Annotated in this window: 17 protein-coding genes, 1 tRNA gene and 1 pseudogene; 6 read left to right on the top strand and 13 right to left on the bottom strand. The window is 60.0% G+C overall.

The window, feature by feature from the left end:
* Window positions 1-12: 12 nt before the first annotated feature.
* Window positions 13-252: a sulfurtransferase TusA family protein gene (locus QCL51_RS06000; RefSeq protein WP_021783344.1), complete on the bottom strand. Its 240-nt coding sequence runs from the start codon at window positions 250-252 to the stop codon at window positions 13-15.
* 122 nt (window positions 253-374) lie between these two features.
* Here QCL51_RS06000 and QCL51_RS05995 point away from each other — a divergent pair, with 122 nt between their 5' ends.
* The gene (locus QCL51_RS05995) at window positions 375-1,811 is read left to right on the top strand and encodes a M48 family metalloprotease (RefSeq protein ID WP_014590004.1); all 1,437 of its coding nucleotides are present in this window, start codon (window positions 375-377) and stop codon (window positions 1,809-1,811) included.
* A gap of 108 nt (window positions 1,812-1,919) precedes the next feature.
* Here the strand turns inward: QCL51_RS05995 and nadA are convergent, their stop codons facing one another.
* Together nadA and QCL51_RS05985 are read right to left on the bottom strand one after the other, a co-directional pair.
* Window positions 1,920-2,978, bottom strand: a complete 1,059-nt coding sequence (gene nadA, locus QCL51_RS05990; RefSeq protein ID WP_003254747.1) for a quinolinate synthase NadA — start codon at window positions 2,976-2,978, stop codon at window positions 1,920-1,922.
* 274 nt (window positions 2,979-3,252) lie between these two features.
* Complete coding sequence (locus QCL51_RS05985) at window positions 3,253-4,761, bottom strand: YdgA family protein (RefSeq protein WP_021783343.1); 1,509 nt, start codon at window positions 4,759-4,761, stop codon at window positions 3,253-3,255.
* 446 nt (window positions 4,762-5,207) lie between these two features.
* Between QCL51_RS05985 and QCL51_RS05980 the strand changes: the two genes are divergently transcribed.
* The 5 genes and pseudogenes from QCL51_RS05980 to QCL51_RS05960 all read left to right on the top strand — a co-directional run bounded on the left by QCL51_RS05980 (window position 5,208) and on the right by QCL51_RS05960 (window position 11,515).
* Window positions 5,208-6,560, top strand: a complete 1,353-nt coding sequence (locus tag QCL51_RS05980) for an APC family permease (RefSeq protein ID WP_101196312.1) — start codon at window positions 5,208-5,210, stop codon at window positions 6,558-6,560.
* A gap of 65 nt (window positions 6,561-6,625) precedes the next feature.
* Complete coding sequence (gene mcpU, locus QCL51_RS05975; protein WP_021783341.1) at window positions 6,626-8,692, top strand: methyl-accepting chemotaxis protein McpU; 2,067 nt, start codon at window positions 6,626-6,628, stop codon at window positions 8,690-8,692.
* Window positions 8,693-8,837: 145 nt separating this feature from the next.
* Window positions 8,838-9,797: a cation transporter gene (locus tag QCL51_RS05970; protein WP_103462114.1), complete on the top strand. Its 960-nt coding sequence runs from the start codon at window positions 8,838-8,840 to the stop codon at window positions 9,795-9,797.
* 182 nt (window positions 9,798-9,979) lie between these two features.
* Window positions 9,980-10,441: pseudogene (locus QCL51_RS05965) on the top strand (hypothetical protein); the annotation flags it as partial.
* 708 nt (window positions 10,442-11,149) lie between these two features.
* A complete protein-coding gene (locus QCL51_RS05960) occupies window positions 11,150-11,515 on the top strand; it encodes a hypothetical protein (protein ID WP_028698154.1) in 366 nt (121 codons plus the stop codon).
* A 654-nt stretch (window positions 11,516-12,169) separates the two neighbouring features.
* On the opposite strand, the gene QCL51_RS05955 is transcribed toward QCL51_RS05960, so the two are convergent.
* The 10 genes from QCL51_RS05955 to ybgC form a co-directional block, all read right to left on the bottom strand.
* Window positions 12,170-12,245: transfer RNA gene (locus tag QCL51_RS05955), tRNA-Lys, on the bottom strand.
* Window positions 12,246-12,305: 60 nt separating this feature from the next.
* Window positions 12,306-12,980 (bottom strand): 7-cyano-7-deazaguanine synthase QueC, encoded by a 675-nt coding sequence (gene queC / locus QCL51_RS05950; RefSeq protein WP_010952369.1) that lies wholly within the window; start codon window positions 12,978-12,980, stop codon window positions 12,306-12,308.
* Between the two features lie 17 nt (window positions 12,981-12,997).
* Window positions 12,998-13,645, bottom strand: coding sequence for a 7-carboxy-7-deazaguanine synthase QueE (gene queE, locus QCL51_RS05945; RefSeq protein WP_003254753.1), 648 nt, complete (start codon window positions 13,643-13,645; stop codon window positions 12,998-13,000).
* Window positions 13,646-13,813: 168 nt separating this feature from the next.
* The gene (gene ybgF / locus QCL51_RS05940) at window positions 13,814-14,620 is read right to left on the bottom strand and encodes a tol-pal system protein YbgF (RefSeq protein WP_028698156.1); all 807 of its coding nucleotides are present in this window, start codon (window positions 14,618-14,620) and stop codon (window positions 13,814-13,816) included.
* Window positions 14,621-14,626: 6 nt separating this feature from the next.
* Complete coding sequence (gene pal / locus QCL51_RS05935; protein ID WP_003254755.1) at window positions 14,627-15,127, bottom strand: peptidoglycan-associated lipoprotein Pal; 501 nt, start codon at window positions 15,125-15,127, stop codon at window positions 14,627-14,629.
* Window positions 15,128-15,181: 54 nt separating this feature from the next.
* Window positions 15,182-16,453 (bottom strand): Tol-Pal system beta propeller repeat protein TolB, encoded by a 1,272-nt coding sequence (gene tolB / locus QCL51_RS05930; RefSeq protein WP_021783335.1) that lies wholly within the window; start codon window positions 16,451-16,453, stop codon window positions 15,182-15,184.
* Between the two features lie 26 nt (window positions 16,454-16,479).
* Window positions 16,480-17,586, bottom strand: coding sequence for a cell envelope integrity protein TolA (tolA, locus tag QCL51_RS05925; RefSeq protein WP_021783334.1), 1,107 nt, complete (start codon window positions 17,584-17,586; stop codon window positions 16,480-16,482).
* Window positions 17,586-18,038: a protein TolR gene (gene tolR, locus QCL51_RS05920; RefSeq protein WP_003254760.1), complete on the bottom strand. Its 453-nt coding sequence runs from the start codon at window positions 18,036-18,038 to the stop codon at window positions 17,586-17,588. Before tolR ends, tolA begins: the two co-directional genes overlap by 1 nt.
* A gap of 14 nt (window positions 18,039-18,052) precedes the next feature.
* Window positions 18,053-18,748, bottom strand: a complete 696-nt coding sequence (gene tolQ, locus QCL51_RS05915; protein ID WP_010952367.1) for a protein TolQ — start codon at window positions 18,746-18,748, stop codon at window positions 18,053-18,055.
* A gap of 2 nt (window positions 18,749-18,750) precedes the next feature.
* Window positions 18,751-19,203 (bottom strand): tol-pal system-associated acyl-CoA thioesterase, encoded by a 453-nt coding sequence (gene ybgC / locus QCL51_RS05910; RefSeq protein ID WP_016711994.1) that lies wholly within the window; start codon window positions 19,201-19,203, stop codon window positions 18,751-18,753.
* Window positions 19,204-19,323 lie beyond the last annotated feature (120 nt).

The following is a 19,323-nucleotide window of genomic DNA, read 5'->3' as shown; positions in this document are numbered from 1 at the left end:
CTTGGAAAAGACTCAGGCCTTGCGCAGCCAGTAAGTATAGGTACCGGCCTCGGCCGTTTCATGCAGCAGGGTATGACCGGCCAACTGGGCGAAAGTGCGGAAGTCGCGCTGGGAGCCTGCGTCAGTGGCGATTACCTTGAGCACAGCGCCACTGGCCAGGCGATTGAGTTCCATCTTGGCCTTGAGCAGTGGCAAAGGACAATTCAGCCCGCTGGCGTCCAGTTCGGCGTCGCAGGTCAGGGTGTTACTCATCGCAGGGTCTCCAAAGGCATCGCCAGGCTGCTTCTTGGCATGGCTGGCTAGGATAGCGCCACTGGTCGTCAACGTGTGAGCCCGCTACAGTAGGTATCTTTGATCCGACGCGAGCTTCATGCATGAATCTACTGCGCCCTACCCTGCTGACGCTGGCCTGCCTGATGGCCCTTCCCGGCCATGCTGACGACCTGCCATCACTGGGTGATGCCAGTTCTGCGATCGTCTCGCCGCAACAGGAGCACCAACTGGGCCGCGCCTGGCTCAGCCTGCTGCGTGGCCAGGTCAATCAGCTCAACGACCCTCAGCTCAAGGACTACGTCGAAACCAGCGTTTACAAGCTGGCCGAAACCAGCCAGCTGCAGGACCGGCGCCTGGAGTTCATCCTGATCGACAGCCGCGAGCTCAACGCCTTCGCAGCCCCAGGTGGCATTGTCGGGGTCAACGGCGGGTTGTTCCTCAACGCCCAGACCGAGGGTGAATATGCCTCGGTACTGGCCCACGAACTGGCGCACTTGTCGCAACGCCACTTCGCGCGGGGTGTCGAGGCCCAGCAGCGTATGCAGTTGCCGATGATGGCAGCGCTGCTGGCCGGCATCGTGCTGGCCGCAGGTGGCGCCGGCGATGCGGGCATCGGCATGATTGCCGGCACCCAGGCAGCGGCCATCCAGGAGCAGCGGCGCTTCTCGCGCCAGAACGAACAGGAAGCCGACCGCATTGGCATCCAGAACCTGGAAAAGGCCGGCTACGACCCGCGCAACATGCCGACCATGTTCGAGCGCCTGGCACGCCAGTACCGGTATGACGCCAAACCGCCGGAATTCCTGCTGACCCACCCGGTGACCGAATCACGTATTGCCGACACCCGTAACCGCGCCGACCAGGCGCCCAAGGGTGGTATCGAAGACAGCATGCGCTACCAGCTGATCCGCGCCCGGGTGGCACTTACCTACGAAGGCACACCGGGGCTTGCCGCCAAACGCTTCCGTGCCCAACTGGACGAAGACCCAAAGCTGGACGCTGCACGTTATGGCCTGGCCTTGGCACAGATCAAGGGTGGGCAATTGAACGAGGCGCGTGAAATGCTCAAGCCGCTGCTGGCCAAGGCGCCCAACGACATCACCTACAACCTGGCGCAAATCGACCTGGACATCACCAACAACCGTCTTGCCGACGCCCAGCAGCGCGCCGAACGGATGCAGGGGCTGTACCCGGGCAACTATCCGTTGAAACAGGTGCGTGCCGACCTGCTGGTGAAACAGAACAAGCCGGCCGAGGCCGAGAAGGTATTGAACGAGCTGGTCAAGAGCCGCCCGGATGACCCGGATGTGTGGTACGACATGGCTGAAGTGCGGGGCTTGTCGGGCAATACCATCGGCTTGCACCGGGCACGGGCCGAGTACTTCACACTGGTCGGCGACTTTGACCAGGCAATCCAGCAGCTGGATTACGCCAAGCGCCGGGCGGGTGGGAATTTCCCGCTGGCCTCACAGATTGACCAGCGCCAGCGCGAGATCATGGAGCAGCGGCGCATGGTTCAGGAAATGATGGGGCGCTGAAGACGATTCGCGGGCTTGCCCGCTCCCACAGCTACTCCACCGCCTTGGTAAACGGTGCAATATCTGTGGTAGCGGGCGAGCCCGCGAAGAGTATGACGCGGTCTGGCGTCAGGCATTACCAGACAGCTTCAGCCGCGCCGCCTGGGTAAAGTCCAGCATGCGGTTAAGCGGCTTGATGGCCTTGGGCACCAGCGCCGGGTCGACAAAAATTTCGTTGGTGCCGTTACGCAGGCAATCCAGCACCCGCTCCAGAGTGTTCATCGCCATCCACGGGCAATGCGCGCAGCTGCGGCAGGCCGCGCCGTTGCCGGCGGTGGGGGCTTCGACGAATTCCTTGTCCGGGCACAGCTGCTGCATCTTGTAGAAGATGCCACGGTCGGTGGCGACGATGAAGGTTTTGTTCGGCAGGGTCTGGGCAGCCTTGATCAGCTGGCTGGTGGAGCCCACCGCGTCGGCCAGCTCGATCACCGCTTCCGGCGACTCGGGGTGCACCAGAATCGCAGCATCCGGGTACAGCGCCTTCATGTCGGCCAACTGGCGCGACTTGAACTCTTCGTGAACGATGCAGGCACCGTCCCACAGCAGCATGTCGGCACCAGTCTGCTTCTGGATGTAACGGCCAAGGTGCTGGTCCGGGCCCCAGATGATGGTTTCGCCGTTGTCCATCAGGCTTTCGACAATTTCCAGCGCACAGCTCGAAGTCACTACCCAGTCGGCGCGTGCCTTCACCGCTGCGGACGTGTTGGCGTAGACCACCACGGTGCGTTCAGGGTGCTGGTCGCAGAAAGCCGAGAACTCTTCTACCGGGCAGCCCAGGTCGAGCGAGCAGGTGGCCTCCAGGGTCGGCATTAGCACGCGCTTTTCCGGGGTGAGGATTTTTGCCGTCTCGCCCATGAAGCGCACACCGGCCACGATGACCGTTTCGGCAGGGTGATTCTTGCCGAAACGGGCCATTTCCAAAGAGTCGGATACACAGCCGCCGGTTTCTTCAGCCAGCGCCTGGATGACCGGGTCGCAGTAATAGTGGGCAACCAGCACGGCATTCTGGGCCTTGAGCTCGGCAGCGATGGCCGCACGGTATTCGGCCTCCTGCTCGGCTGTCAGCGGGTTGGGCTGCTTGGCGTCGAGGTGGGCCTGAACCAAAAGGCGTTCGGAAATCTGGGTCATGATCGCTGGACCTGCAGGCGCGCTTGCGCGTCAAATCGAGTGTATCACCCGGCCCTGGCAGATCGGCTAAGGGTGCCGGACGGCACACTGACCGCCACGGCCCTCTGCGGGCGCGGATTATTATCGGAGGCCGAAGGCTACAGACAATCCAGCGATTACTAAAGGGGTTTTTGTGTTGCCTGTACTGGCCTCTTCGCGGGTAAACCCGCTCCTACACTGTGAAATCCTTGTAGGAGCGGGTTCACCCGCGAAGGGGCCGCAACAGGAGAAACCATCACCCCTGCGGCGACAGGGCTGCCAGATGCGCCGCCATGAACATGGCAAATTCTTCCACGGTCATTTTTCGGCCATTGAAATCGACCATGCCCTCGGCATAGTGCAGGCTGCTGACCACATCATCGCCCTGCACGGTGGCCATGCCGCTCTGCAGCGCCATCATGCCGACCATCTCCCCCGCCTGGCTCGACTGCATGGCAATGGCTTGGGCATCGGTCTGGCCATCCAGCAAGGCCTGCAAGGTCGCCAGGTCACCGATCATCGGCTTGGACAGCGACAGCTTGCCTTTCACCTCAGTGATGATCTGCTTGCTCAGCTGGTCCGGCGGCAGGTCGAAGCTGGCCGGCGCGGCGAGGTCCATCGACAGGTTGAAGCGGCTCTCGCCATTGGCGGTCTTGAACGACAGGTTTTCCACCGCCAGCTTGGGCTTGGCGGCCAGCAATTTCTGCAAGTCACCCTGGAAGCGGGCCTTTTCGGCATCGTCCATCTGGATCTGCGGCACCGGCTGGCCAGCCGCACTGGCGGCCTCGAACTCAGGCAAGTGCGACTGGTACCACTTCGACAAGGCCTGCAGCGCCGGGGCGTTGACCGAGGTCACGCTCACCGCCATCTGTGCCTTGCCTACCGCGCGGCCATCCCAGCTGATGTCGCCGACCTTGTACTCCGCGCGGCCACCTACGGTGTCCGTGCCCTCGAGGGTTTGCAAGGCCTTCTGCTCCAGCCCCTTGATCAGCAGCACCTGCTGTTTCGGCCCAAGTGTGACCTTGGTTTCGGCCAACGCCAGATCGACGTTACCCACATAGATGGCATCGTGCGCGGTGGCTGCGAGGTTACCGCCAAACTTCAGCCCTTTGAGCTCGAACGTGGCCGGCGGCTGGTCGTCTTGCACCCGTTTAATCACGAGACTGTCGGCCTGGCCGTGGAACGTCGAGGCCTTGCCTTCCTTGTCCCCGCTGGCTTCGAACTGCATGCCCGAGAAATCCAGGCTGTTGCCGTCCGCTTCATCAAGCCTTAGCGGCGCCAGCTGAACCTGGCTGACCACACTGCCGCTGTAACCCAGGCTGGTCTGCGCACTGATCGGGGCCTTGCCACCCGCAGCAGCGAACCATGGCGCGACGGCCTCATCCTTCTGCAGCGTGCTGTTGCTGACCGCCATTACCGGCATCAGCTTCAGCGCCCTGACCCTGGACCAGGGAAACGGGCCGTGCTCGATCTGGTCGGTCACGCCTACGTCAAAATTGATCACCTCACCCTCACCCACGTTGATGTCGCGAGCCTTGAGCCGGTACTGGGCAGTACTGCTGAAGAGGTGCTGCTCCAGCGACACGCGCTCGATGCTCATGCTACCGCCGGTGCTGACCAGGGCCTTTCTGAGTTCGGCGTTACTGCGGGCAAGCGCGTTGTCCAGCTCTGCCGGCAGCTGCTTGCCGGTGTACCAGGCGCCTGCGGTAGTTGCGACGGCAATGGCGATAGCCAGGCCGGAAAGGATGCCAACTGTTTTCTTCATGAATAGAACCGATTGCTGTCCGTAAGGGCTTCGAAGGCGGCCAGTGGCCACGCAGAAAACGAAGAGTACCACCCCCGATTAGGCCGAGTGCTGGCTCAGGTCGAGAAATGCCATTTTTCGGACACGTCTGACACCGAGACAAGGCAAGCACAGGATTCGTTAATTTTTACGAACACGCCAATTGATCACAATCGCAAATAAACGCGCAAAAACCGAACAAAACCCGGATTTAATCGATAAATATTTCAATTCAGCAACATCTTGTCATGTTTAACTTGACACTCACCTATCCATCGTTTTTTATTTTCACCACTTTGCGCGCTCCCCCGCGCCTCCCGCCGCTCCAACATAAAAGGTGAACAACATGGAGCCCACCCGCTCGCCCTTGCCGCATGCGCAATACACCGTGCCCGTCGTTTACGCCCAGCAGCAGGAGCCATGCCAGCATGCAGCCTGACCAGAGCGCTTCCGGCCACGGCCAACTCCGCAAAACCCTGCGCCTCTGGCACGTGATCATCATCGGCCTGGCCTACCTGACCCCGATGACCGTGTTCGACACCTTCGGCATCGTCAGCGGGATTACCGCCGGCCACGTACCCAGCGCCTACATTCTGGCGCTGGCCGGCATCCTGTTCACCGCCGTGAGCTACGGCACCCTGGTAAAGCGCTTTCCGCAGTCGGGCTCGGCCTACACCTACACCCAACGCGCAATCAACCCGCACGTGGGCTTCCTGGTGGGCTGGTCTTCACTACTGGACTACCTGCTGCTGCCAATGGTCAACGCACTGCTGGCCAAGCTTTACCTCTCAGCCATGTTCCCGGAAGTGCCGGAGTGGATGTGGGTGGCCGGCTTCGTCACCCTGATCAGCCTGATCAACATGCGCAGCGTGAACCTGGTGGCGCACTTCAACCTGCTGTTCGTGGGTGTGCAGGTGGCGATCATCGCCGTATTCATTTACCTGTGCGTGCGTGGCCTGGACCATGGTGAAGGGCTGGGTACCACCTGGAGCCTGATACCGTTCGCCGACAGCCAGACCCAGTTCAGCGCCCTGGCCGCCGGTGCGACCATCCTGTGCTTCTCGTTCCTGGGCTTTGACGCGGTCACCTGCCTGTCCGAGGAAACTCGCGATCCGGCCAAGACCATCCCCCGGGCGATCTTCCTCACCGCATTGATCGGTGGCGTGGTGTTCATCACTGTGTCGTATTTCATCCAGGCCTACTTCCCGACCATGGCCCGTTTCCACGACCAGGAAGCGGCCCTGCCGGAAATCGCCCTGTACGTTGGCGGCAAGCTATTCCAGTCGATCTTCATCGCCTGCACCGTGATCAACACCATCGCCTCGGGCCTGGCCTCGCAAACCAGCGTGTCGCGCCTGCTGTATGTAATGGGCCGCGACAACGTGATCCCGGCCAGCGTCTTCGCCCGCCTGCATTCGCGTTACAAGACACCCGTGCTGAACATTGCCGTGGTCGGCGTCATTTCGCTGTCGGCGATCTTCTTCGACCTGGTGACTGCCACCTCGATCATCAACTTCGGCGCCCTGGTTGCGTTCAGCTTCGTCAACCTGTCGGTGATCAACCACTGCTACCTGCGTGAAGGCAATCGCAAAGGCCTGAGCAACCAGTTGAAGTACCTGGTACTGCCTACCATCGGCTTCTGCATCATCGTCTCGCTATGGCTGGACCTGAACGCACATTCGCTGATGTTCGGCGGCATCTGGGCTGCGCTCGGGCTGATCTACCTGGGCTGGCTGACCAAAGCCTTCCGCTCGGCACCGCCCAACTATGTCGCCGAATGACCCCTGCTGCCCACAACGCCCGCGCCTGACCGCGGGCGTTGTACTTGATCGATAAGGAAAGCCTCATGCCGCTGCGTCGCCTCTCCATCCAATGGAAGATCACCCTGCTCGCCGGGCTGTGCCTGCTGGCCATTGTCGCCTTGCTGGTAGCCACCTCGCTGACCCAGGCGCACCGCAGCGCTGCCCTGGTCAACCAGGCCAACACCGCCATGCTTGAAAACAGCGCCCGCCAGCGCCTGCAGGCCCAAGCCGAAACCCAGGCCTTGCGTATCCAGCGCTACTTCATGGATGCCTACCAGTACGGCAATGGCTTTGCCCGCCTGGTGCAAGTGCTGAAGGCCCGGGGTGGTGGCGACCTGCGCGCCGAACTGACCCGCCAGGCGCGTGCCAGCCTCGCCGGCAACCCGGACGTGATCGGCCTGTACCTGGTGTTCCAGCCCAACGCCCTGGACCAACAGGACAGCCAGTACCTCGGCCAGGACGCCATGGGCAGCAATGAGAGCGGGCGTTTCTCGCTGTACTGGTCACAACCCAGTCCCGGCACCCTGGAACTTGAAGCCATGCCGGAAACGATGCTCGGTGACAACAGCATTGGCAGCAACGGCGCGGCGAAAAACCGCTGGCTGACCTGTCCGCAGGACACCGCCAGAACCTGCATGCTCGAACCGTACCTCGACGAGGTCAACGGCCGTCAGGTGCTGATGACCAGCATCGCTCTGCCATTGCTGGAACACGGCAAGGTAGTCGGCGTGGTCGGCCTGGACATCGGCCTGGCCAATCTGCAGCAACTGAGCGTGGACGGCCGCCGCGATCTGTTCGACGGCCAGGGCCAGGTGAGCATCGCTACCGCCGCCGGTCTGCTGGCGGGCAACAGTCGCGACGACAGCGCGCTCGGCAAGCCCATGGACAAGGCAGTACCCGACGGCCTGCTGCGGGTGGCCCACCCCTTCACGCCAATCCCTGACACAGCCCCGTGGCAGGTTCTGCTGGAGCTGCCAGAAAGCGTGCTGCAGGCGCCTGCCGTCGCCCTCAACCAGCGCCTTGATGCCCATAACCAGAACGCCAACCTCACCAGCCTGCTGATAGGCATTGGCACGGCAATCGCGGGTTTGCTGCTGGTGTGGCTGACCGCTCGCGGTGTTAGCCGGCCAATCCTGGCCGTGGCTGCACGCCTGGAAGACATTGCCAGTGGCGAAGGCGACCTTACTCGCCGCCTGGACTACGCCCGCCAGGATGAACTGGGCCAGCTCACCAACTGGTTCAACCGCTTCCTCGACAAGTTGCAACCGATTATCGCCCAGGTCAAAGGGTCGCTGCAGGAGGCACGCGACACCGCCGACCAATCGGCGGCCATCGCCAGCCAGACCAGCAACGGTATGCAGCAACAGCATCGCGAAATCGAACAGGTGGCCACAGCGGCCAACGAAATGAGCGCCACGGCCCTGGATGTCGCCCACAACGCCTCGCAGGCGGCCCAGGCCGCACGTGCTGCGGATCAAGCCAGCCAGGAAGGCTTGCAATTGGTCGACAGCACGCGCCAGGGCATCGACCGCCTGGCCGCAGGCATGAACACTGCCATGGACGAGGCGCGCGCACTGGAAGACCGCAGCGGACAAATCGGCTCGGTGCTTGAAGTGATCCGCACCATTGCCGAGCAAACCAACCTGCTGGCACTGAATGCCGCCATCGAAGCGGCCCGCGCAGGCGAAGCCGGGCGTGGCTTCGCCGTGGTTGCCGATGAGGTGCGCGGCCTGGCCCAGCGCACGCAGGTTTCGGTGGAGGAAATTCGCCAAGTTATCGAAGGCCTTCAGCAAGGCACCCAAGACGTTGTCGGGGCCATGCATGCAGGCCAACGCCAGGCCCAGGACAGCGCCGCACGCATGGAACAGGCATTGCCAGCACTGCAACGCATTGGCGAGGCGGTGGCGGTCATCAGTGACATGAACCTGCAAATTGCCTCGGCAGCGGAAGAGCAGAGCGCGGTGGCTGAGGAAGTGAACCGCAACGTGGCCGGCATCCGCGATGTGACAGAGTCACTGGCTGGCCAGGCCGACGAATCAGCACGTATCAGCCAGGCATTGAACCGGCTGGCCAACCAGCAGCAGGCGCTGATGGAGCAGTTTCGCGTCTGACCTGCAAGGGCCTCTTCGCGGGCAAGCCCGCTCTCACAGGGGCGTAGTGGCTTTCGAGGCTGGTGCAGATCCTGTGGGAGCGGGCTTGCCCGCGAAGAGGCCCTTGCAGACACAACAGCATCGTCGTTTTTACTGAGCACTACTCATGCAAACCGCAACCCGATCCACCTTCTTCGACATCACCAGCGAACAAGGGCTTTTACGCACCTCGATCGCCGCCACCCTGTTCATTGCCACCATCGGCATCGCCTTCGGCCTGGCCTCCGGCTCGTTCTCCATCATCTTCGACGGCGTCTACTCGCTGGTGGATGCCAGCATGAGCGGGCTGTCGCTTGTGGTGGTCAAGCTGATCACTTCGCACACCACCAGCGTGCAGATGTCGCGCAAGTTGCGCGAACGCTTCACCATGGGTTTCTGGCACCTGGAGCCCATGGTACTGGCACTCAACGGCATCCTGCTCAGCGGCGTGGCCATCTACGCACTGATCAACGCCGTCAGCAGCCTGCTGCAAGGCGGGCGCCACCTGGAGTTCGGCATTGCCATGGTCTACGCAATGCTGACGGTGATCACCTGCGTGAGCATCGCCGTCGTCGAGGCACGCGCCAACCGCAAACTGAAGTCAGACTTCGTGCGCATGGACGTCAAGGGCTGGGTGATGTCAGCCAGCATCACTGCCGCGCTGCTGATCGCCTTCTGCTTTGGCTATGCAGTACAGGGCACTTCGCTGGAATGGGTATCACCGTACATCGACCCGGCGGTGCTGGCGCTGGTGTGCCTGGTGATCGTGCCGTTGCCGATGTCGGTGGTGCGTCAGGCGCTGTCTGAAATCTTCCTGGTCACCCCCGGCGACCTCAAACTGCACGTGGATGAAGTGGCCAAGGCCTTCGTCGCCCGCCACGGCCTGCAGTCTTACCGCGCCTATGTCGCCAAGGTCGGGCGCTCGAGGGAAATTGAGCTGTATTTCATCGTGCCCAAGACCATGACGGCCAAGACCATTGATGAATGGGATGCGTGGCGTAACGAAATTGGTGACGCGGTGGGCGGTGAAGGGCCGGACCGTTGGCTGACGGTGGTGTTCACTGGCGACCCGGAATGGGCCGAGTGATGTGCGGGCGCTCTGCGCCCTTTTTCCGAAACCCGTAGCGCAAACGAAACGTCCACATCGCATCGAGCAAGTATCTCTGTCTGGCGGCGGCGGTCAGCGTCCGACCAATCAACCCCAGGCTCAAAACGTTCCTCAGCCGAGCCCCGATGACTTGCGCGCGAGGTAAGACGAAGAGCGAGGCACGTAACCAAGGGAAGGTCAAGCAGGCATTGGGCATCTCGACCCGCAGCTACCTCCATACAGGCGAGATCGCCGGCTATGCCGACAAGGTATCTGGTGTTGCCAAAGCGTCGAATCTGGTCAAGAAAGGCACGTATATCGGTACTGCGCTGGATGTGGCCGCCACAGGCTTGTCGATTCATAAAGCCTGCACAATGGGCCGGGAGGAGCAGTGCCGCCGCGCCAAATATGTTGAAAGCTCGGCGTTGATAGGTGGCCTGGGAGGCGGCAGCCTCGGAGGGTATGCGGGAGGTATGGCAGGGGGTGGTGCTTGTGTAGTCGTTCTGGGATTTAGTACAGGCGGCCCTGGAGCGCTGGTTTGTGCTGTGGTAGGCGGTGCAGTAGGCGGTAAAATATTCGGAGACATCGGAAGCTGGGGAGGCGAGATGATGGGTGATTTATTATATAGTGAGGTTTCAGAGTGAATGCAGTTGACCCTGGATGGATTGCGCTGTTGATACTTGCCCCCATAACTCTGTCTATGATCGGGCTTTGTTACATCGCACACAAATATACTGAGCACTTTGAATCGTTTCTTCCGAATTGTACGTACGTGACCGGAAATAAGAAAATATTCCAGCATGCAGGCTTACTGGGCAAAGTCATGCGCACGGGATCGATCTCTCTGGTGCTGGCGATGCCGACAATTTTTTTGCGTAGAAACTTAATTGACTTAAATGAAGTTAAACGTTTCCCGCCCAACACGAAGCGGTTATTGGTGAGCCTGTTAACAATCCAAATCATGCTGCTAATCGCACTAACCATTTTCCATTATGTATATAGTTGAAGCTTAGCTGAGTGACATTAGCTTAATCGTTACGATGGCCAGATAGATAGCCCAGCCCCAGCTGGCCAACTCCAATCACCTTCAGTCCCAGTTATAAGTAGGCAAAGCCCCTTGTAGATATACTGCACTGACTGAGTTTTTATGATAGGTGGCCTGGGAGGCGGCAGCTTCGGGGGTATGGTAGGGGGGGTGGTGCTTGTGTAGTCGTTCTGGGGTTTAGTACAGGCGACCCAAGAGCGCTGATTTGTGCTGTGGTAGGCGGTACAGTAGGCGGTAAAATCGCCGGTGACTTCGGGAGCGAGAGAGGCGAGAAGGTGGGTGATTTTTTATATCGTGAGGTATCGGAGTGAATCAAGTTGACCCTGGATTAATTGCGTTGTTTATCCTTGCGCCCATGAATCTGGCGATGATCGTGCAGTGCTATATTGCGCATAGATACACTGAAGACTTTGAGTCGTTTCTCACAAATTGTAAGTTCGTGACCGGCAATAAAAAAACATTCCAACATGCAGGCTTGCTTGGTAAAGTCATGCGTACGGGATTGATCTCTATGGTACTTGCCATACCGACAATCTTTTTGCGCAGAGGCTTAATTGACTTAAATGAAGTTAAACGTTTCCCGCCCAACATGAAACGATTATTGGTGAGCATGTTAGCCATCCAAATCGTGCTGCTCATTGCGCTTACCATTTCCCATTATGCAGATCGTTGAAAAATAATTGACTGGCATTATCGGGACGATGGCCAGATAGATGGCCTCGTCCCAGCTGGCCAACTCCAATCATCTTCAGTCCTGGTTAGAAAGGTACAAAATTCCTTATTGCCGCGCGCTTCGTGGAGCTCCTTGCTCAAGAACGCTGCGTCGAGCAGTAAGGGGCGCTGCAAGCTGTTCCAGCGACCTGTTGCCCCAGAGGAGCTTTTCACACCCACCCTGCTATTCAGATCGATGACATCAGGCGTAAAGACGACGCCGGCACCCCGAACGTCTGCAAGTCAAACAGTCACGCCCAACAGCGCTCGCACCTCCCCTTGAACCAGCACTGCGAGCGCCGAGCCATCCGCCCGTAGTTCGACGAACAAGGCAGAGCTATCCCAAGTCATCGTGCTAGGAAACTGGCGCCATGGTTTCGGCTGCGTGCGATTTATGACCATGCGGACGCGCGGTTACCTATAGCCGTGATAGCCCGCTAACCCGCTAACTCATTGACTTTTCTAGGGCAGACACGAAAAAGCCCACCATGACAGGCGGGCTATTCCATATTTACATCACGACGAAGCGAGCCTAAGGTTCGCCTCAGACGGCTGCAAGACTAGAAACTGGCTGAGGCAAGCCTCCCTCTCTAGTACTCACGAACCGCTTTGCATATGGTGGGTCGTGTAGGATTCGAACCTACGACCAATTGGTTAAAAGCCAACTGCTCTACCAACTGAGCTAACGACCCGTTGGATGGCGCGTATAATACTGATTTCTAACGAGAAATCAATACCCCATCAAACTTTGTTCAAAAATACCGCGTCGGGTCTTCGATACCGGCTGCCTTGAAGCCATCGGCGCGCAGGCGGCAGCTGTCGCATTTGCCACAGGCACGGCCGTCATCGTCGGCCTGGTAGCAGGAAACGGTCAAGCTGTAGTCCACACCACGAGCCATACCAGCCTGCACGATCTGAGCCTTGCTCATGTTCTGCAGCGGCGCCTGGATGCGGAAGCCCTGCCCTTCTACACCAGCCTTGGTCGCCAGGTTGGCCATACGCTCGAAGGCCTCGACGAACTCGGGTCGGCAATCCGGGTAGCCAGAGTAATCCACGGCATTGACGCCAATGAAGATGTCGCGCGCTTCCAGTACTTCTGCCCAACCCAAGGCCAGCGAAAGGAACACAGTATTGCGCGCCGGCACGTAAGTGACCGGAATGCCTTCACCCGGGGCTTCCGGCACGTCGATGCTGCTGTCGGTCAATGCCGAACCGCCGATGCCGTCGAGGTTCAGCCCAATGACCTTGTGCTCGACCACACCCAGGTCGCGGGCCACGCGGGCAGCGGCGTTCAGCTCGGCACGATGACGCTGCCCGTAGTCGAAGCTCATGGTGTAGCAGCTGTAGCCTTCGGCTTTGGCCATGGCAACCACGGTGGCTGAGTCCAGGCCACCGGACAACAGGATTACTGCGCGTTTTTCGGTCATGTATACGTGCTCCTCAATCAACGTCCGGGCTCGTCGTTCCACAGCAGCTTGTGCAACTGCAGCTGGAAGCGTACGGGCAAGTTGTCGGCAACGATCCAGTCAGCCAGGTCACTGGCGTTCACCTGATGATGGCTGGGAGAGAACAACACCTCACCGGCACGCTCAGCCAGGTTGTACTGAATCAGCTTGGATACCGCCCAGTCATAGTCCTCGCGGGAACAGATGACGAACTTTACCTGGTCGTTACGCGTCAGCTGCTCGATGTTCTCGTAGCGATTACGGTGCGACTCTTCGGAACCTGGGGTTTTCAGGTCGACCACACGGCTGACGCGGGTGTCGGTGCCGGCAATATCCAGCGCACCGCTGGTCTCCAGCGACACCTCGTAACCGGCGTCACACAGCCGCTGCAGCAACGGCAAGGCGTTGGGCTGCGCCAGTGGTTCGCCACCGGTGACACAGACGTAGCGCGGCTTGAAGCCGGCCACCTGCTCAAGGATCGAATCAAGGGTGCGCACGGTACCGCCACTAAAGGCATAGGCACTGTCGCAGTACTGGCAACGCAGGGGGCAACCGGTGAGGCGCACAAAAACCGTGGGCAGCCCGGCCGTTCGCGTCTCACCCTGCAAAGAGTAAAAGACTTCGGTGATGCGTAATGTGTCTTGCATGCTCGCCACGGGCGTGACAGCTAAACAGGCTGTCCGCCTCCGTCAGGCACTGTTGCGGACTCGACATAGCGTTATCCGCAGCAGCGTGTTTAAGAAAAAAGGGCATTGATTCTAACGAAAAAACCCGCGACTGGCGCGGGTTTCTTTCGAGCGGTACAGCGGCGACGCCTAGAGCTTCTGCAGGTCACGCTGGGCCAGTTGAGCAGCAGAGGTGCCCGGGTACTGGGTGATGACCTGCTGCAGGATGCCCTTCACCTTGTCGGTATGACCCATACGGCGCTCGACATCAGCCAGTTTGTACAGCGAATCAGGCACCTTGCTGTGCTTCGGGTACTTCTGGCTGACCTGGGCAAAGGCCTGGCTGGCGCCTTGCAGGTCGCCCTTGGCCAGGTTCACTTCACCCAACCAGTATTGGGCATTACCGGCGTACTGGCTGTTGGGGTACTTGCGCAGGAAGGCGTTGAACGCCTGGCTGGCCTTGTCGAAGTCTTTCTGTTTGATCAGGTCGAAAGCAGCGTCGTAGTAGAGCTTCTCTTTCGCCGGATCACCGGGCTGGCTACTGCCGGCCGGTTGTTGCGCAGCAGCACCTGCTGCGGCATCGGGGGCGGCATTGGACGCACCACCACCGGAGGAATTGTCAGGGGTTGCGGCAGGCGCAGCGCCACTGTTGATGCGACGGTCCAGGTCCTGGTAACGCTCCAGGTTTTCCTGCTTCATGCGCGACACATCGTTTTGCAGCTCTTCGATGATGCCTTGCTGGCGGGAAAGCTGATCCTGCATCTGTTGCAGCTGCATGAACAGCTGGCCCTGTGCAGAGGCAGGGGCCGAAGCCCCTGACCCGGCATAGGCGCCGCTCGTGCCATAACCCACAGGCGGATAGCTGCCTGCGTTGTCATCTACTACAGGGACCTCAGCCCAGGCCGCAAGCGGCAGGCTGAGTGCGAGGACGGTTACTACACGGCGGCACATACGCATAAGAACTTACTTACGCAGTTCTACGCGACGGTTCTGAGCCCAGGACTGCTCGTCGTTGCCGGTAGCAACTGGACGCTCTTCGCCGTAGGAAACCAGTTCCAGCTGAGCAGGGGAAACGCCCTGCAGAACCAGGTAGCGCTGAACGGCCTTGGCACGACGCTCACCCAGAGCCATGTTGTACTCGCGGGTGCCGCGCTCGTCGGTGTTACCTTCCAGAACAACACGGTTGCCGTTGGCTTTCAGGTCCTTGGCGTGAACGTCCAGAGCGCGCATGGCTTCTGGTTTCAGGTCCGAGCTGTCGTATTCGAAGTAGAAGGTGGTGATTGCGCGCAGAGCGGCTTCTTCGCTCAGGGAGCCGTCAACAGCGCCAGTGTTGGCACCGTAGCCAGCGTTAGGGTCTACAGCAGCGCCTTCGCCTGCGTTGTCACCGCCCTTAGAGGAGCAACCTACAGCTACGGCCATGGCCAGGGCCAGCGCAGCAAATTTACCAAACTTCAGCATTTCCATCGTGAAACTCCTAATGAAACCCCAGTGTGTTAAGCAAAATGTATTACGCCGCAATCAGTTCAGGTAAGGGGACCAGGACGGTTCTCTGACTTCGCCTTGAGCGGTAGGAAGTGGGAGCCTCACGCGGCCATTAAGCGACACGAGCATCAAGACTCCCCGGCCCTGCTGGCGGGTGGCGTAGATTAGCATGGTGCCGTTTGGCGCAACAGTGGGAGACTCATCAAGACTTGTTTCAGACAGAATCTTTACACTTCCGCGCTGCAAGTCCTGGGCCGCCACTTTGAAGTTGGTAAAGCCCTGTTGGCGATGAATCATTACCAAGGTCTTTTCGTCCGCCGAAAGTTTCGGGTTGGCATTGTAGTTACCCACGAACGTCACACGCTCGGCACCACCGCCACTGACCGACTGTTTATAGATCTGCGGTTTGCCGCCACGGTCGGAAGTGAAGTAAAGGGTATTGCCATCTTTGCCCCAGAACGGCTCGGTATTGATACCCGGGCCTGCAGTAACACGGCTGATCTGGCGCGAAGCCATATTCATCACGTAGATGTCCGGGTTGCCGTCCTTGGACAGCACGAACGCCAGGCGCGAACCGTCCGGCGACCAGGCTGGCGCACCGTTCAGGCCTTCGAAGTTGGTGACCTGCTCGCGGCGGCCAGTATCGATGTTCTGCACGAAGATACGTGGGCGCTTCTGCTCGAACGAAACGTAGGCGATACGTTTGCCATCCGGCGCAAAGCGCGGCGACAGGATCGGCTCACGCGATTGCAGCAGGGTCACCGCACGTGCACCGTCGTAGTCCGAACGCTGAAGGGTGTAGCGGGTGTTGTTGGTGGAGAAACGCTCGGCCGTCACGTACAACATGCGCGTCGAGAACGCGCCTTTGATGCCGGTGAGCTTCTCGAACGACTGGTCGGCGATGTAGTGCGCCATGTCGCGCAGCTGGTCGGTGCTGCCCGCTACGCTGCCGGTCAGCACTTGCTGCTCGGTGGCGACGTTGAACAGCGCGTACTGCACCTGCAGGCGACCGCCCGACGGCACAATGCTACCGACCATCACGTACTGGGCTCCCAGCGCTTTCCAGTCACGGAAGATCACTTCGCTGGCCTGCGACGGCTGGCTGATCATGTTCTGCCGCGGGATTGGCGAGTAGTAGCCAGAGTTGCGCAGGTCGTTGCCGATGATGTCAGCAATGTCCTCTGGCAGCACGCTGCCGCCCTGCAGACCGAACGGCACTACCGCGATGGGGGTAGCCCGATCGCTGCCGCTGGTGACCAGGATGTTCTTTTCCTCTGCAACGGCCATGCCTGCCACGCAGCACAGCATGACCAGCAGTCCTCTCAGACGTTTAATCACAACGCTAGATCCTCAGGTGTAAATGTCATCTTGAACGAACGATAACGGTTGAAATCGCTCGGCTTCATACCCTGCATCTCGGTCAGACGACCAATGTTCTTGACCGCAGCCACTGCCGAACTGTCGTACGGGCCGTCACCACTGGAACGGGCCACGCTGACACTGGTAATGGTACCGTCCGGCAACATGCTGACCTGCAGGGTCACCGTCATGCCCTTGCGCGCGGAAGGCGGACGCGCCCAGCCCTCGGCCGCGCGCATACGGATCAGGTCGTCGAAGTCGCCAGCTACCTGATCGCCCTGCTCGTCAGCCAGCGCCTGCTGCCGCTCGGTGGTGTCAGACAACAGCTCGGCCAGGGCCTGGGCTTTCTTGTCTTCTGCCGCCTTGCGGGCCGCTTCCTGTGCCTTTTTCTTCTGGGCGTCTGCAGCGGCCTTTTTCTTGGCCTCTTCAGCTGCCTTCTTCTTCGCGTCCTCGGCCGCCGCTTTCTTCTTGGCGTCCTCGGCTGCTTTCTTCTTGGCCTCTTCGGCTGCCTTCTTCCTGGCGTCCTCGGCGGCTTGTTTCTTCGCCTCTTCAGCGGCCGCTTTCTTGGCCTCTTCTTCGGCTTTTTTCTTCGCTTCGTCCTCGGCCTTCTTCTTGGCGATGTCGGCCTGCTGCTTCTCGGCGGCTTTCTTCGCCTCTTCGGCTTTCTTGGCTTCGGCAGCTTTCTTTGCCTCGGCAGCCTTGGCGGCTTCAGCGGCCTCGGCTTTTTTCGCTTCAGCAGCCTCGCGAGCCTCTTCGGCCTTTTGAGCAGCGTCGGCCTTCTTTTGTTCCGCGGCCTTCACGGCCTCTTGCTCGACCTTCTTCTGTTCCAATTGCTCAACTTCGGTCTGGCGCGAAGCGGTTTTCTTCGCCTCCCCGGCAATCTTCTGATTGGTCTGGGTGGTCGCCTGGCTCTTGGACTTGAGCTGATACAAGGTAGCCTGAACAATCGGCTTGGATGGCGGCAGCTCAGGCGTCATGGCAAAACTGACGAACAGCAGGGCGAACACCAGCACATGCAGGCCGATGGCCCAGACACTGGGCCAGAAGTAGCTTTCCGAGGCGGATGGCTCTCGCTGTTGCATCAGGGCGCCTCGGTAATCAGGCCAACGTTACCGACACCGGCCTTCTGCAACCCGCCCATGGCACCCATGACCGCGCCATAGTCGACAGCCTTGTCGCCACGAATGAACACCTGGGTCTGCTTGCCCTGGTCACGGCCGGCAGCAATGATCTTGGTGACGGCGTCGGTCATGGCCGGCAAGGTCATGGCTTTGTCCATCTGCTTGTCGGTATCGACTTCGCTGCCGAGGTTCCAGTAATAGGTTTTATCGGCCTTGATGGAGATGGTGAGGATCTGGACGTTGTTGTCCTGCGGCAAGGCTTCGCTGGAAACCTTGGGCAGGTCGACCTTCACGCCCTGGTTGAGCATGGGCGCCGTCACCATGAAGATGACCAGCAGCACCAGCATCACGTCGATGTAGGGCACCACGTTCATCTCGGCGACGGGCTTGCGTTTGTGGCGAACTCGGGCCATGGGCTTCTACCTGATTACTCTTCGCTGGTGTGCACTTTGCGGTGCAGGATCGCCTGGAACTCGTCGGCGAAGGTGTAGTAACGGCCGATCAGCACTTCACTGCGTGCGGCGAAACGGTTGTAGGCAATAACAGCCGGGATTGCCGCGAACAGGCCGATGGCGGTTGCGATCAGTGCTTCGGCGATGCCCGGAGCAACGGTGGCCAGGGTGGCCTGCTGGGCGCTGGCCAGGCCGCGGAAGGAGTTCATGATGCCCCATACAGTGCCGAACAGGCCGATATACGGGCTGGTCGAACCGACGGTGGCCAGGAACGGCAGGCTCTGCTCGAGTTTTTCTTCCTCGCGCGAAATGGCAACGCGCATGGCACGGCCAACGCCTTCCATGACCGCGTCGGGATCAACGCCCGGCTGTTGACGCAGACGCGAGAACTCCTTGAAACCGGCACGGAACACCTGCTCCACACCGGAGTCCGGGTCTGGGTTGCTGCCTGCCTGGCGGTACAGCTTGGACAGGTCGATGCCCGACCAGAAGCGCTCTTCGAAGGCATCCAGCGCACGACGACCGGCGCGCAGCATGGTGCTGCGCTGGAAGATCATGATCCATGAGGTGACCGAGGCGGCCACCAGGGTCAGCATTACCAGCTGTACCACCACGCTGGCATTGCTGACCAGACTCCACATGGAGGTATGGTCGACGACGTTAGCTTCCACGCTTATTCTCCTGCATTCGATTGATTACCCGAGCCGTCCGCCGCAAAGGCGTCGCGCAGCTGGGGCGGTATGGCTCGGGGTTTGAAAGTGTCGGCGCGCACGGCGGCCACCAGGAACTGCCCTTCGCAAAGCAGCGTTTCATCCTTTTCCCGCCACACCTGCTGTACGAAACGCAGGCTGGCGCGATTGAGTTCAAGTACTTGCGCGGTCACCCGCAATTCGTCATCAAGCCGCGCCGGCGCGTGATAGCGCGCTTCGCTGGAATGGACCACGAACAGCAGGTTGTCTTCAGCCAGCTGCGACTGGGAAAAACCCAGGTGCCGCAGGCGTTCGGTGCGCGCGCGCTCCATGAATTTCAGGTAGTTGACGTAATACACCACGCCGCCCGCATCGGTATCTTCGTAATAGACGCGACACCGATGTGCGAACGGTTCGAGCTGATTTTGCGCGCGCATACTCTAGTGCTTACTCCTCAGCTTGCCAATCCGCTGTGGCAACTGTTTTTTCTTCATTAATGTCTTATTGCCAGCGCGCCAAGGGCATGCCAGCGGTAGGACCACAAAAAGTCGCTTTTG

The sequence above is a fragment of the Pseudomonas sp. LTR0 genome (genome assembly GCF_036630035.1).
Taxonomy (GTDB): domain Bacteria; phylum Pseudomonadota; class Gammaproteobacteria; order Pseudomonadales; family Pseudomonadaceae; genus Aquipseudomonas; species Aquipseudomonas putida_Y.
The sequence above is the reverse complement of the archived record's forward strand: the minus strand, read 5'-3'. Positions and strand labels throughout refer to the sequence as shown.